The 13,503-nt window shown below is 40.0% G+C and carries 15 protein-coding genes and 1 other annotated feature; all 15 genes read left to right on the forward strand.

The window, feature by feature from the left end; genetic code table 11:
* The first annotated feature begins 292 nt into the window (after positions 1–292).
* The 15 genes from IGL32_RS00175 to IGL32_RS00245 all read left to right on the forward strand — a co-directional run bounded on the left by IGL32_RS00175 (position 293) and on the right by IGL32_RS00245 (position 13,361).
* A complete protein-coding gene (locus IGL32_RS00175) occupies positions 293–778 on the forward strand; it encodes a dUTP diphosphatase (RefSeq protein WP_002361472.1) in 486 nt (161 codons plus the stop codon).
* A gap of 78 nt (positions 779–856) precedes the next feature.
* Complete coding sequence (radA, locus tag IGL32_RS00180) at positions 857–2,227, forward strand: DNA repair protein RadA (RefSeq protein WP_002356050.1); 1,371 nt, start codon at positions 857–859, stop codon at positions 2,225–2,227.
* Between the two features lie 103 nt (positions 2,228–2,330).
* Positions 2,331–3,476: a PIN/TRAM domain-containing protein gene (locus IGL32_RS00185; protein WP_002368622.1), complete on the forward strand. Its 1,146-nt coding sequence runs from the start codon at positions 2,331–2,333 to the stop codon at positions 3,474–3,476.
* A gap of 18 nt (positions 3,477–3,494) precedes the next feature.
* The gene (ispF, locus tag IGL32_RS00190) at positions 3,495–3,968 is read left to right on the forward strand and encodes a 2-C-methyl-D-erythritol 2,4-cyclodiphosphate synthase (protein WP_033594376.1); all 474 of its coding nucleotides are present in this window, start codon (positions 3,495–3,497) and stop codon (positions 3,966–3,968) included.
* Between the two features lie 52 nt (positions 3,969–4,020).
* Entirely contained in the window at positions 4,021–5,478 is a 1,458-nt protein-coding gene (gene gltX / locus IGL32_RS00195; protein WP_002381335.1) for a glutamate--tRNA ligase, read from the forward strand.
* Positions 5,477–5,683, forward strand: a binding site (T-box leader). It overlaps the preceding gene by 2 nt.
* Positions 5,684–5,747: 64 nt before the next feature.
* On the forward strand, positions 5,748–6,287 hold the full coding sequence (epsC, locus tag IGL32_RS00200; RefSeq protein WP_002356054.1) for a serine O-acetyltransferase EpsC: 540 nt from the start codon (positions 5,748–5,750) through the stop codon (positions 6,285–6,287).
* Positions 6,280–7,692, forward strand: a complete 1,413-nt coding sequence (gene cysS / locus IGL32_RS00205; RefSeq protein WP_010706818.1) for a cysteine--tRNA ligase — start codon at positions 6,280–6,282, stop codon at positions 7,690–7,692. The genes epsC and cysS overlap by 8 nt, the downstream gene beginning before the upstream one ends.
* On the forward strand, positions 7,689–8,087 hold the full coding sequence (locus IGL32_RS00210; RefSeq protein WP_002356056.1) for a Mini-ribonuclease 3: 399 nt from the start codon (positions 7,689–7,691) through the stop codon (positions 8,085–8,087). The genes cysS and IGL32_RS00210 overlap by 4 nt, the downstream gene beginning before the upstream one ends.
* Complete coding sequence (gene rlmB / locus IGL32_RS00215) at positions 8,077–8,934, forward strand: 23S rRNA (guanosine(2251)-2'-O)-methyltransferase RlmB (RefSeq protein WP_002378685.1); 858 nt, start codon at positions 8,077–8,079, stop codon at positions 8,932–8,934. Before IGL32_RS00210 ends, rlmB begins: the two co-directional genes overlap by 11 nt.
* Before the next feature lie 14 nt (positions 8,935–8,948).
* Positions 8,949–9,479, forward strand: coding sequence for an NYN domain-containing protein (locus IGL32_RS00220; RefSeq protein ID WP_002356058.1), 531 nt, complete (start codon positions 8,949–8,951; stop codon positions 9,477–9,479).
* An 85-nt stretch (positions 9,480–9,564) separates the two neighbouring features.
* Positions 9,565–10,131 (forward strand): sigma-70 family RNA polymerase sigma factor, encoded by a 567-nt coding sequence (locus IGL32_RS00225; protein WP_002356059.1) that lies wholly within the window; start codon positions 9,565–9,567, stop codon positions 10,129–10,131.
* Positions 10,132–10,188: 57 nt separating this feature from the next.
* A complete protein-coding gene (locus IGL32_RS00230; RefSeq protein ID WP_002383497.1) occupies positions 10,189–10,491 on the forward strand; it encodes a Veg family protein in 303 nt (100 codons plus the stop codon).
* Positions 10,492–10,671: 180 nt separating this feature from the next.
* Positions 10,672–11,523: a 4-(cytidine 5'-diphospho)-2-C-methyl-D-erythritol kinase gene (ispE, locus tag IGL32_RS00235; RefSeq protein WP_002356061.1), complete on the forward strand. Its 852-nt coding sequence runs from the start codon at positions 10,672–10,674 to the stop codon at positions 11,521–11,523.
* 166 nt (positions 11,524–11,689) lie between these two features.
* Positions 11,690–12,643, forward strand: coding sequence for a metal ABC transporter substrate-binding protein (locus IGL32_RS00240; RefSeq protein WP_002379847.1), 954 nt, complete (start codon positions 11,690–11,692; stop codon positions 12,641–12,643).
* Between the two features lie 25 nt (positions 12,644–12,668).
* Positions 12,669–13,361 (forward strand): metal ABC transporter ATP-binding protein, encoded by a 693-nt coding sequence (locus IGL32_RS00245; RefSeq protein WP_002356064.1) that lies wholly within the window; start codon positions 12,669–12,671, stop codon positions 13,359–13,361.
* The last annotated feature ends 142 nt before the right edge of the window (positions 13,362–13,503 follow it).

Raw genomic sequence — 13,503 nt, forward strand, 5'->3', positions numbered from 1 at the left:
ATTTGACACTCATTATAACAAAATCAGCGGCTACTAGAAAGTGCTAAATAATGAATAGTAAAGAAAGTTTAATGAAAGTGTGAACTTTTTGAGGGAATCTTGGGACTTTTTGGGATTTGGTCTGTTTATTTTAAGAGAAGATGATAGACTAAAAGAAGGAAAATAAACAAAAATTCTCCTCTTTTTTGCGTAGTCTAGATTAACTGGGCTTTTAGAAATGAGAAACTTACTAAAAACAACCAGAGTATCAGAGATTATGGTAAAATAGGAGTAGTTTAGACAGTAGGGGAGAATGAATATGAAACAACGTGGTTTTGAGATTATTTCTAAGTATCAAGAAGAGGGCTTGAGTGTCCCACAACGAGCAACAAAAGGTGCCGCGGGGTATGATTTTCAAGCAGCCGAAACGGTCGTTGTACCAAGTCTTTGGAAGTTACAACAAGCTGGAGAAAATCCCAAACCAATTTTAGTTAAAACAGGAATTAAGGCGTATATGCCTGATTCTGAATATTTAGAATTGGTAAGTCGTTCTTCGAACCCGCTAAAACGATTCCTACTTTTAGCGAATGGTGTCGGAGTCATTGACAGTGATTATTATAATAACGAGAATAACGAAGGACATATCATGTTCCAATTTTTAAACTTTGGATATGAAGATGTTGTCATTGAAAAAGGTGAACGAATTGGCCAAGGGATTTTTAAGCCGTTTTTATTAGCGGATGATGACCAAGTCGAGGCAGAAAGAACGGGCGGTTTTGGTTCGTCTGGACAAAAATAAAGCCCATTTTTTCAGTAGGCAACGTTATTCAAACCATTTAATAAATGTTAAAATAAACAACAGATAAGGAGATTCTACATGGCAAAAAAAGCAAAAGTTCAATTTGAATGTCAAAGCTGTGGGTATGTGTCTCCAAAATATCTCGGCCGCTGTCCTAATTGCGGACAATGGAATTCGATGGTGGAAGAGGTTATTCAAGATACTTCTGATCGTCGTGCTAGAGTAAGTTTGACTGGTAAAAAGACACAACCACAACGGCTATCTGAAGTCGTACCTAAAAAAGAGCCTCGTGTAAAAACTGAATTAGTGGAGCTGAATCGGGTTTTAGGTGGTGGCGTTGTTCCAGGTTCGTTAGTTTTAATCGGTGGCGATCCCGGAATAGGTAAGTCAACATTGCTCTTACAAGTATCGCAACAATTAGCAGCCACAGGTGGCACGGTTTTATATGTTTCTGGTGAAGAAAGTGCTGAGCAAATTAAATTGCGAGCGGAGCGTTTAGGCACGGTCAACGAGACATTTTACTTATACGCAGAAACAGATATGCACGAAATTTCACGAGCCATTGAAAAATTAGAACCAGACTATGTCATTATTGACTCGATTCAAACAATGACGCAGCCAGATGTTACCAGCGTTGCTGGTAGTGTCAGTCAAGTCCGAGAAACAACTGCCGAATTATTGAAACTGGCAAAAACGAATGGGATTGCCATTTTTATTGTCGGACACGTAACGAAGGAAGGGTCTATCGCAGGGCCACGGATGTTGGAACATATGGTAGACACGGTTCTTTATTTTGAAGGAGATAAGCATCACACCTTTAGAATCTTACGGGCTGTCAAAAATCGGTTTGGCTCAACGAATGAGATTGGTATTTTTGAAATGCAGACACATGGATTGGTTGAAGTTATGAATCCTTCTCAGGTCTTTTTAGAAGAACGTTTAGAAGGAGCCACCGGATCTTCAATTGTGGTAGCAATGGAAGGTTCACGCCCCATTTTGGTGGAAATCCAAGCGTTAGTTACCCCAACGATGTTTGGCAATGCCAAGCGAACGACCACCGGGTTGGACTTTAATCGCGTTTCTTTAATCATGGCGGTTTTAGAAAAACGGGCAGGCCTTTTATTACAAAACCAGGATGCGTATCTAAAAGCGGCTGGTGGAGTCAAAATTAATGAACCAGCTATTGATTTAGCGTTAGCAATCAGTATTGCTTCTAGCTATAAAGAAAAAGGAACCTCATCTTCAGAATGTTTCATTGGTGAGATTGGTTTAACTGGTGAAATCCGCCGCGTGAATAGTATTGAACAACGAGTGCGTGAAGCGCAAAAACTAGGCTTTACAAAAGTCTATGTCCCTAAAAATAACCTTGGTGGCTGGGAAGCGCCTGAAGGGATTGAAATTATTGGCGTTTCAACAATTGGTGAAACGTTAAGAAAAGTTTTTAAATAATGAAAAAAGTAGAAATAATCCGTTTAGGTTTTTGGTGGCGTATGATTTTTGTACGCCCCACAACACTAGACGTCTTTATTAAATAAACGAGGAGGATGGCTATATGCAAAAACGAATCATCACGTTGCTGATGATCATTGCTGGTGCAAGTTTAGGAATTTCTCTTTTCCCAATGGCTTGGGAAATGGCTAAGCAAGGCAATAACAGTTGGTTAAACAATAACTTTACGAACGGATTAATCGGTGCAATTATTTTCTTTATTTTATCTTTAGGGTTAGCAAAGTATATTGTTTCCGCTGTTAAAAAAATCGAAGCAGCTTTAAATGAAATGAGTTTAACCTATTTATTATTTGGAAGTATTGGTGCCATCATTGGTTTAACAATTGGCGTCATTATCTCCATTCCAATGTACAACTTACAAATTCCTGTCGTGAATAGTTTACTACCAATTCTAGTTATGATTATTCTGGGTTACTTAGGTTTCCGAATGGGAACAACACGGATTGAGGAGTGGAAAAAAGTTTTCACACCTCGCCAAAAGAAAGCAAATACGGAAGACACCGAAGGACAAATGTTGGAACGTAAAGTGGAAGACAACTTCCATAAATACAAAATTTTAGACACCAGTGTCATCATTGATGGCAGAATCTACGATATCGCTAAAACAGGCTTTTTAGAAGGTGTTTTGCTCATCCCTAACTTTGTTTTATATGAATTACAATACATTGCTGATTCTGGAGACAGTTTAAAACGGGTGAGAGGTCGTCGTGGCTTAGATATTTTAAATGCTTTACAAAAAGAAGAAGGTATCTCCGTTGAGATGTATGACGGAGATTTCGAGGATATCTCTGAAGTAGACAGTAAATTAATCAAATTAGCAAAATTATTAGATGGCGTGGTTGTGACCAATGACTACAACTTAAATAAAGTCTCTGAATTTCAAAATGTGCCTGTTTTAAACATTAATGCTTTAGCTAATGCTGTGAAACCAGTGGTGATTCCAGGTGAAACGATGAATGTGATGGTTGTAAAAGCCGGAACAGAGCGTCAACAAGGGGTCGCTTACTTAGATGATGGCACAATGGTTGTGGTAGAAGATGGCCAGCATTACATGAATGAGCAAATCGAAGTGGTCGTTACAAGTGCTTTACAAACCGCAGCTGGGCGTATGATTTTTGCCAAACCGGCGCACGCGGGTCGCGGGATTAATGATCGCAAGGATAACCATCCTAAAAACGATAAAAATTAAGCAAAGTGAGGACTTAGTATGATTCGAATCGGTCAAGGTTTTGATGTTCATCAATTAGTTCCGCAACGACCTTTAATTATTGGTGGGGTTACTCTTCCTTATGAAAAAGGTCTGTTAGGTCACTCAGATGCCGATGTTTTAACACATGCAATTATTGATGCAATCCTTGGTGCCGCTGGTCTGGGTGATATTGGGCAACTGTTTCCCGAAACCGATCCGCAGTTCAAAAATGCGAATTCTGTAAACTTATTAAAAAAAGTAAATGAAAAAGTTGGGCGGTCGGGCTTTACTATTGGCAATATTGATTGTACAATTTTAGCGGAAGAGCCAAAGATGAGCCCATACTTGGCAGAGATGGAAAAGAATCTAGCCGCGAGTTGCCACTTAGCGGTCACACAAGTGAACATTAAGGCAACGACCATGGAAGCGATGGGCTTTGTTGGTAAAAAAGAAGGAATCGGCGCAATTGCCGTTGCTTTATTGGAAAAATAACTGAAAACGACGTTAAACCGTCTGTTTTTAAAAAATGGAAAGAGGAATGAACATGACGAAAGTTCGTGTGCGTTACGCACCAAGTCCAACTGGACACTTGCACATTGGGAATGCAAGAACAGCATTATTTAACTACTTATTTGCCCGCCACAATGACGGAGAATTTATCATTCGTATCGAGGATACCGACCAAAAACGGAACATCGAAGACGGCGAGAAAAGTCAGTTGGAAAACTTAGCATGGTTAGGGATGGAATGGGATGAATCACCTGCTCATCCGGGAGAATATGGTCCATATCGTCAATCAGAACGTAAAGAAATTTACCAACCATTGATCGATCAATTATTAAGTAGCAATCGTGCGTATAAGTGTTATTGTACGCCAGAAGAATTAGAAGCAGAACGTGAAGCACAACAAGCTCGTGGGGAAATGCCTCACTACGCAGGCACTTGTGCGAATTTAACACCTTCTGAACAAGCAGCCAAAGAAGCGGCTGGTCTAGAACCAGTGATTCGTTTCCGTGTGCCACGTAATACAGAATACAAATTTGATGACATCGTGAAAGGTGAAATTACTTTTGAGTCAGATAACATTGGTGGCGATTTTGTCATCCAAAAACGCGATGGGATGCCAACGTATAACTTTGCCGTTGCAGTAGATGATCACTTAATGAAAATTTCTCATGTTTTACGTGGCGATGATCACATTGCGAACACACCAAAACAATTAATGATTTACGAAGCGTTTGAATGGACACCACCTGTCTTTGGCCATATGACCTTAATCATTAATTCAGAAACTGGCAAAAAATTGAGCAAACGTGATGAAACAATTTTACAATTTATTGAACAATACCGTGAATTAGGTTACTTACCAGAAGCCATGTTCAACTTTATTGCTTTACTAGGATGGTCTCCTGTTGGCGAAGAAGAAATCTTCTCACAAGAAGACTTGATTAAATTGTTTGATGAACAACGCTTAAGCAAGTCACCAGCGGCCTTTGATGCGAAAAAATTAGAATGGATTAACAATCAATACATGAAACAAATGGACTTAGGTGAACTAACAGATATGTGTATTCCTTATTTAGTCGCTGACGGTCGTGTTGAAGAAAATCCATCTCCTGAAAAAATCGAATGGTTAAAACAATTAGTTAGCTTGTATCAACCACAAATGAGTTATGCAGCTGAAATTGTGGAACTATCAAACTTGTTCTTTAATGAACATCCAGTTTTAGATGATGCTGCGAAAGAATTCTTGCAAGGAGAAACAGTGCCAACTGTGTTACATGCGTTTAAAGAACAATTAGAAGCCTTGGACGTTTTCGATGTCCCAAGTATTAAAGCAGCGATTAAAGCCGTCCAAAAAGAAACCGGCGTTAAAGGCAAAAACTTGTTTATGCCAATTCGAATTGCTGTTTCTGGACAAATGCATGGTCCTGAATTAGGCGAAACCATCGAGTTATTAGGCAAAGAAAAAGCTTTAGATCATTTAAATAAAGTGTTATAAAAACACAAAGAATAGAAGAAGTAGACAATCAGATGGATTTCAGAGACGCTGTGGGTGGTGAGAACAGCGAGCATCTTTTGTCGAAATGCATCTATGAGTGGCTTTGGTGAAAAAAGTAACCGAAGACGTCGGCAGGCGTTAACTGTATCGAGGCAAGAGCTAGTTCTTGTGAAGAAAAGTGGAACCACGCATGGGCGTCTTTTAAGCAACGTTTTTTTGTTGCTTAAAAGACGTTTTTTATTTTTGTATAATAGAAAGGAGTTCACCATATGAGTTGGTTGAAACGTAGCGTCGCAGCTGTTAAAAGAAACGATCCTGCAGCGCGGACCACACTAGAAGTTCTTTTAACGTATCCTGGCTTGCACGCCCTGTTTTGGCATCGCTTGTCTCATTTCTTATATAGGCATCAGTTGTTTTTGTTGGCGAAGATTCATGCACAATTTTGGCGTTTCATAACGGGCGTAGAAATTCATCCCGGAGCCACAATTGGTGCGGGGGTTTTTATCGATCACGGCATGGGCATTGTGATTGGGGAAACCGCGGAAATAGAAGAAGATGTTGTTTTGTTTCACGGAGTGACGTTAGGTGGGACCGGTCGTGATACGGGTAAACGCCATCCAACAGTGAAAAAAGGAGCGATGATTTCGGCACGAGCTCAAATTTTAGGGCCAGTTGTGATTGGTGAACGTTCAAAAATTGGGGCGGGTGCTGTTGTTATTTCAGACATCCCAGCAGATGCCACAGCTGTGGGTGTTCCTGCGAAAGTCGTTCGTCTAAATGGAAGAAAGGTGGAAAAAGGGCATGATTAAAATTTATAATACATTGACCAGAGAAAAAGAAGTATTTACGCCAATTGAGGCGCGTAAAGTTCGGATGTATGTCTGCGGACCAACCGTGTATAACTATATCCATATCGGTAATGCGCGCAGTGCGATCGCCTTTGATACGATTCGTCGTTATTTTGAATATCGTGGGTATGAAGTGAATTATGTCTCGAACTTTACAGATGTCGATGATAAAATTATCAAGGCAGCTAAAGAATTGAAAATTACTGCGCCGGAAGTGGCGGAGCGTTTTATCAAAGCCTTTGAAGAAGACACGCAAGCATTGAATGTCCAACCAGCAACGTTACATCCTCGGGTGATGGACCACATGCCTGATATCTTAGCTTTCATCGAAGTTTTAATTGAAAAAGGTTTTGCTTATGAGGTCGCAGGTGATGTGTATTATCGCACCCGTAAATTCCCTAATTATGGTAAATTAAGCCATCAATCGATTGATGAATTAGAAGTGGGGGCAAGTCAACGAACTGGCGTTGAACAACAATTAAAAGAAGACCCATTGGATTTTGCTCTTTGGAAAAGTGCCAAAGAAGATGAAATTTCTTGGGATTCTCCTTGGGGGAAAGGACGTCCCGGCTGGCATATTGAATGCTCTGTCATGGCGACAAAACACTTGGGAGAGACGATTGATATTCACGGTGGTGGACAAGATTTAGAATTTCCACATCATGAGAATGAAATTGCACAGAGCGAAGCCAAAACAGGCCATACCTTTGCCAATTACTGGATGCATAACGGCTATGTCACAATTGGTGAAGACGATGAAAAAATGAGTAAATCCCTAGGTAACTTCATTACTGTTCATGAAATGATTCAAAAAGTGGATCCGCAAATTTTACGTTTCTTTATGTCCACCACCCAGTACCGTCGCCCGATTCGTTATAGCGAAAGCACTCTAAAAGAGGCAGCAGCCAATTATCAAAAATTGAAAAATGCGTTTGAAAATTTACGTTTTAGACAAGCAGATGCGGTCGCAAGTTTGCCAGAGGATGAACACTATTTGGCTCAATTAAACGAATTAGAACAACGTTTTATTACGGAAATGGACGATGATTTCAATGCAGCTAACGGGATTACGGTCGTTTATGAATTAGCGAAGATGATGAATCAGTACAGTGAACAGGCGACAGTTTCGGAGCCAGTTCTAGTGGCGATGGATAAGCTTTTCAGTGGCTGGTTAGCTATTTTTGGTTTATTCTTTAAAAACGAAGAATTAGTGGATGCACAAGTCGATGCGTTAATTGAAGAACGGAACCAAGCACGGAAAGACCGTGATTTTGCCCGAAGTGATGAAATCCGCGATTTATTAAAAGAACAAGGCATTGTTTTAGAAGATACTCCGCAAGGAACGAGATGGAGAAGAAGTGAATGAGAGATTACAAACAATTAAACGGTTTAGCTTTGGCCTATGTTGGCGATGCGATTTATGAAATTTACATTCGTGATTATTTAGTTTCCTTGGGACAAACGAAACCGAATGTTTTGCATCGCATGGCGACACATTACGTGTCAGCAAAAGCCCAAGCAAGCTTAATGCAAGCGATGTTAGCGGGAGAAATGCTAACGGAGGAAGAAGAAGTGATGTACAAACGCGGTCGGAATGCTAAAAGTCACACCTTTGCCAAAAATGCTGATGTGACGACCTATCGGGTAGCGACCGGTTTCGAATCCTTGATGGGTTATTTACATTTAACACAACAAAAAGAACGTTTAGAAGAATTAATTAACTGGTGTATCAAGAAAGTAGGTGAAACCAATGAAAAATGAAAAATCTCGTCCTTTTAAAAAAGGTAAGAAACGTCCAGAACGTTCAGATAAGCGTTCAAAAGAACGGAACCCACGACCAGCGACAGCAGGTGCTGATGGAACCTCAGAAGAGCTAGCAGATAACTTTGTCTTTGGTTTCCATGCCACTGTTGAGGCGTTGCAGCAAGGACGCGGGAATAAATTGTTTTTACAAGAAGATGCTCGTGGCGAGAAAATTGAGCAATTAAAACAAGCAGCGAAAGAACAGGCTGTTCCAGTTAAATGGGTGCCTAAAGCAAAATTAGATACGATGAGTGATCACGGCGTGCATCAAGGCATGGTTTTAGCAATCACGGCGTATCAATATTTAACTTTAGAAGAATTATTGGAACAAACAAAAGAAAAGACAGCAACACCATTTTTCCTAATTTTAGACAGTCTAGAGGACCCACATAACTTTGGCTCAATTTTGCGAACAGCTGATGCGACAGGCGTGGACGGTATTATCATTCCGAAACATCGTGCAGTGGGAATTACACCAACCGTAACCAAAGCGTCAACAGGGGCCGTGGAACATATTCCAGTGGCTCGTGTAACGAATCTAGCGCAAAGTATTGCAACGCTAAAAGAGAATCAATTTTGGATTTTTGGTACAGATATGTCTGGGACGGATTATCGTCGCTGGAATACACAAGGCGCAATTGCCTTAATCATCGGAAATGAAGGTCGTGGCATGAGTCAAGGTCTTCATAAAGAAGTGGATGAATTATTAACGATTCCAATGACTGGACACGTTCAAAGCTTAAACGCTGGTGTGGCTGCAGGCTTGCTAATGTATGAAGTCTATCGTGGCCGCAACCCATTATAGAAGAAGGCGATTGTATGAAAAAACAATTGTTAATCGTTGATGGCTATAATATGATTGGTGCTTGGCCAGAATTGGTCCAGTTGAAAAAGCAAGAGCGTTTAGAGGATGCGCGTGAACTGCTTCTTAGTCGTCTGTCCAATTACGCCAAATATGAAGGGTTGGAAATCATTGTGGTCTTTGATGCCCAATTAGTCCCAGGTATTCAGCAAACGTACAAAAAGTACCTTTTGACCGTGGTTTTCACCAAAGAAGATGAAACAGCAGATAGTTATATTGAACGTCTAGCTGGTGAAAAAAATGATCGTTTAACGCAAGTAACAGTCGCAACGAGTGATTTGGCTGAACAATGGGTGGTCTTTTCACAAGGTGCATTGCGGACTTCGGCCAATGAACTTTACAAAGCTGTCCAGAAAACAGAAAAGACGATTGCCATTCATGCAACGGATATCCATTTCCAGCAATTTCGTCGAAATTCTCCATGGAACGTGGAGCAGTTATCAAAACTTTCTGAGAAGCTAGAAGAATTGTCTCAAAAAAAAGATTAAACAAATGTTCGCTTAAGTCATAAATTTCTAACATGCTATGCTCTCCTAAATCATTCGATACGTTTATCGAAAAGGAGGGCTTTTTATGTTAGAACAGATTCAACAAGCATTAGCAGGAGACCAAGAACAATTTCAAGCCTTATATGGGCAATATCAGCCAGTGATTTATAAGTGCATGAAAAAATACTATTTAAAAGATTATGATACTGAGGACTGGCTTCAAGAAGGGCGAATTGTCTTCTTTCGGACGTTAGAACGATTTGATTCAGAAAAACAAGCATCATTAGGAAAGTTTTTTAAACGAAATTTTGAAAATCACGTACATAGCTTAATTCGCCATCAATGCGCCTATAAGCGGCGAACAGATACCTTGTCTATTTCTCTGGAACAACGATTAGAAAGCGCTGGTGAAGAGTTAGTGGACTATTTAGGGACAGCGGCTACCGACCCATTAGGTCAATTAATGATTCAAGAAAAATTGGCAGCTTTTCCGACACGTCTTTCCTCGTTGGAACAACAAATTTTAAACGCATACTTAAAAGGCTACACGTTAGAAGAAATTGCTAAAGTACGTGGGGGAACTTTTTCAGCTGTCCGAAGTGCCTATGATCGTGCCAAAGCAAAAATGAAATATACATTAGAAAATGAATAAAAATTCGACAAAACAGCCGGTTTGTCGAGCAAAAGTAGTTGCAAACAGACTTCTAGTATGATAAACTTGAAATTTTTTAAAAAAAGTGATATAATGTTTCTCGAGGTGAATGCAATGCCAACAACGTTATCGTCAATTAAGAAAGATTTGGAAGGCCGTATCGGCAGTGAAATTATGTTAGTTGCTCAGACTGGAAGAAAGCGCCAAACAGAACGTAAAGGAATCTTAACGGAGACTTATCCATCTGTTTTTGTTGTTGACTTGGATCCAGACGAGAACTCATTTGAACGTGTATCTTATAGCTATTCAGATGTTTTAACACGCACCGTTGAAATCGAATTCATCGGTCAAGCCGTATAATTTAGAAAGTCCGCTTAGGAGTGAAGGAAGAGCCCTTCGTTCCTAAGCTCTTTTTAATTTCACCCATCTGTTGTCAGAGAAAGAGCAATCTTCGGTGTACTTCTTCATGGACATATGATAGAATCTAAAAGATTAAAATGTTGGTAGACAAAAGATTAAGGAAGGTGAATCAGGGAACCGATGGAAATAATCGAACGAGCTCCTGCGAAAATTAATCTTGGGTTAGATGTTCTGCATAAACGTGTGGATGGCTATCATGAAGTTGAATCTATTTTTGCAAGTGTAGATTTAGCCGATCATTTAACTTTTGAAAATCTAGAAGAAGACATCATTCGTATTGAAACGGACAGCTCTTTTTTACCCGTGGATCGACGGAATCATGTCTATCAAGCAGTTGACTTATTAAAGCGTACCTATAATATTCATAAAGGAATTAAAATATATATTGAAAAACGTATCCCCGTGGCAGCTGGTTTAGCAGGGGGGAGCAGTGACTGTGCCGCAGCATTACGAGGCTTGAACAAACTGTGGAATCTGGGGTTGACGATGGACGAACTCTGTGAAATTGGCAGCCAAATTGGTATGGATGTTCCTTATTGTTTAAGGGGCGGAACAGCCTTTGCAAACGGACGTGGGGAGAAAATTGAAGCATTACCGACCATGCCTCAATGTTGGATTGTGTTAGTTAAACCAAGAATTAGTGTATCTACTAGTACCGTTTTTAATGATTTAGCGGTAGATGAATTGCACCATCCAGATATTGCTGGACTAAGAATAGCTATTGAAAATGGTGATTATACTGGGATGACCCAAACGGTTGGCAATGCGTTGGAAAGTGTCACGATTGCCAGACATCCAATCGTGCAACAAATCAAGGATCGCATGCTGAAGTACGGCGCTGATGCAGCGTTGATGAGCGGCAGTGGACCGACAGTCTTTGCTTTATGTGAAAAGAAAACACGAGCACAACGGATTTATAATGGACTCAAGGGCTTTTGCGAAGAAGTTTATTTGGTTCGGACATTGAAATAAATAAAAACAACAGAGCGTGGAGCAAAAATCCAAAGTGATTTTTGTCCCACGCTCTGTTGTTTTTTTAAATTTATTCCTTGACGTCCCGTGATCCATTTGGTAAAGTATTCCTGGCAAATCGTAAATATTACGATTTATAATAGGTAAATCGAAAAGAGGACAGAACATGACGAAAATCTACCGCCGTTTGATAATCGGCGTTACTTTAGCAATCAGTGCTTTTCTTTTAGCTAGCTGTGGGCAAACCACACAATCGCCAAAAGAGAAGAAAGAGCTCACGGTAATGACTACTTTTTATCCGATGTACGACTTCGCAAAACAAGTCGTTGGTGATGAGGGAGAGGTTGAGCTGTTGATTCCAGCTGGAACGGAACCACACGATTATGAACCAAGCGCAAAAGACTTAGCGAAAATTACTGATGCGGATGTCTTTGTTTATAATAGTAAAGAGCTAGAAACTTGGGTTCCGAATGTTATTGAAAACTTGGATACGAAAAAAGTTTCAATCGTGGAAGCCAGTCAATCCATTCAATTGATGCAAGGAACAGAAGAGGAAGAATCTGGCGAAGAAGGTCATGAAGGCCATAACCATTCTCACGAACTGGATCCGCATGTCTGGTTAGATCCCGTGTTAGCGCAAAAAGAAGTGATAGCGATTCGGGATGCGCTTATCAAAAAATATCCTGAGAAAAAAGCCGTATTTGAAAAAAATACCGCTGCTTATTTGGAAAAATTGACTGCGTTAGATAAGGAATACCAAGCTGCATTTGCAGGCGCTAAAAATCGGACCTTTGTGACGCAACATGCTGCATTTGGCTATTTGGCGAAACAATATGGCTTGACCCAAGAACCGATTGCTGGGATTTCTCCAGACCAAGAACCTTCGCCAAGTCGTTTAGCCGAATTAAAAAAATATATTAAAACAAACAATGTTTCTGTGATCTATTTTGAAGCATCGGCTTCTACAAAAGTAGCCAAAACATTGGCAGACGAGACAGGCGTCGAATTAGCCGTATTGAATCCTTTAGAGAGTTTAACTCAAAAAGAACAAGAAGCAGGCGAGAACTATGTGTCTGTCATGAAAGAAAACCTCGCCGCTTTACAAAAAAGCATTCATTAATCTGGCAACAGAAAGGAGCCAACTTATGCACTATATTGAAGTCGAAAATTTAACCTTCTATTATGATGATGAACCTGTTTTAGAAGATGTTTCTTATTATGTTGATCCAGGGGAATTCGTTATTTTAACAGGAGAAAATGGCGCTGCCAAGTCAACGCTGATCAAAAGTACCTTAGGGTTATTAAAACCAACAAGTGGCAAAATTACGGTCGCTAAAAAAAATAGTGCTGGTGAAAAAATCAGCATTGGCTACATTCCACAACAAGTCGCTTCTTTCAATGCGGGCTTTCCTAGTACCGTCATTGAATTAGTACGTTCAGGTCGCTTTCCCAGAAATCGTTGGTTCAAACCATTGACGAAAAAAGATCATCTTCATGTGGAAAAAGCTTTGAAATCAGTGGACATGTGGGAAATGCGCCACAAACGAATTGGCGAGCTTTCTGGAGGGCAAAAGCAACGAATTAGTTTAGCACGAGTGTTTGCGACCGATCCAGATTTATTTATTTTAGATGAGCCAACAACAGGTATGGATGAACAATCGCGAAACGAATTTTATCAATTGTTGCAACACAGTGCGCATGAACATGGAAAAGCTATTTTGATGATTACGCATGATCATGAAGATATCAAAACCTATGTGGATCGTCAAATTCGTCTTGTCCGCAAAGAAGATTCGAAATGGCGTTGCTTCCATATGAGTGAAGAATCGTATACGTAAATTTTCCAATAAAACGTTATCTGGCTCGATCATAACGAAAGCCAAGGAACGGCTTAAAGAAATGTTGGAAAAATTTAAAAAATAAGCAGGAATTAAAAAATTAATTCGCTTAAACGTCGCTACAATGGTAGTGTTCATTTTA

The sequence above is a fragment of the Enterococcus sp. AZ035 genome (assembly GCF_050548325.1).
Classification (GTDB): Bacteria; Bacillota; Bacilli; order Lactobacillales; family Enterococcaceae; genus Enterococcus; species Enterococcus faecalis.

Bases quoted from the DNA above. Each gene is read 5' to 3' on its own strand.
- IGL32_RS00175 (WP_002361472.1), top strand. From the start codon at position 293: ATGAATATGAAACAACGTGGTTTTGAGATTATTTCTAAGTATCAAGAA.
- radA (WP_002356050.1), top strand. From the start codon at position 857: ATGGCAAAAAAAGCAAAAGTTCAATTTGAATGTCAAAGCTGTGGGTAT.
- IGL32_RS00185 (WP_002368622.1), top strand. From the start codon at position 2,331: ATGCAAAAACGAATCATCACGTTGCTGATGATCATTGCTGGTGCAAGT.
- ispF (WP_033594376.1), top strand. From the start codon at position 3,495: ATGATTCGAATCGGTCAAGGTTTTGATGTTCATCAATTAGTTCCGCAA.
- gltX (WP_002381335.1), top strand. From the start codon at position 4,021: ATGACGAAAGTTCGTGTGCGTTACGCACCAAGTCCAACTGGACACTTG.
- epsC (WP_002356054.1), top strand. From the start codon at position 5,748: ATGAGTTGGTTGAAACGTAGCGTCGCAGCTGTTAAAAGAAACGATCCT.
- cysS (WP_010706818.1), top strand. From the start codon at position 6,280: ATGATTAAAATTTATAATACATTGACCAGAGAAAAAGAAGTATTTACG.
- IGL32_RS00210 (WP_002356056.1), top strand. From the start codon at position 7,689: ATGAGAGATTACAAACAATTAAACGGTTTAGCTTTGGCCTATGTTGGC.
- rlmB (WP_002378685.1), top strand. From the start codon at position 8,077: ATGAAAAATGAAAAATCTCGTCCTTTTAAAAAAGGTAAGAAACGTCCA.
- IGL32_RS00220 (WP_002356058.1), top strand. From the start codon at position 8,949: ATGAAAAAACAATTGTTAATCGTTGATGGCTATAATATGATTGGTGCT.
- IGL32_RS00225 (WP_002356059.1), top strand. From the start codon at position 9,565: ATGTTAGAACAGATTCAACAAGCATTAGCAGGAGACCAAGAACAATTT.
- IGL32_RS00230 (WP_002383497.1), top strand. From the start codon at position 10,189: ATGATAAACTTGAAATTTTTTAAAAAAAGTGATATAATGTTTCTCGAG.
- ispE (WP_002356061.1), top strand. From the start codon at position 10,672: ATGGAAATAATCGAACGAGCTCCTGCGAAAATTAATCTTGGGTTAGAT.
- IGL32_RS00240 (WP_002379847.1), top strand. From the start codon at position 11,690: ATGACGAAAATCTACCGCCGTTTGATAATCGGCGTTACTTTAGCAATC.
- IGL32_RS00245 (WP_002356064.1), top strand. From the start codon at position 12,669: ATGCACTATATTGAAGTCGAAAATTTAACCTTCTATTATGATGATGAA.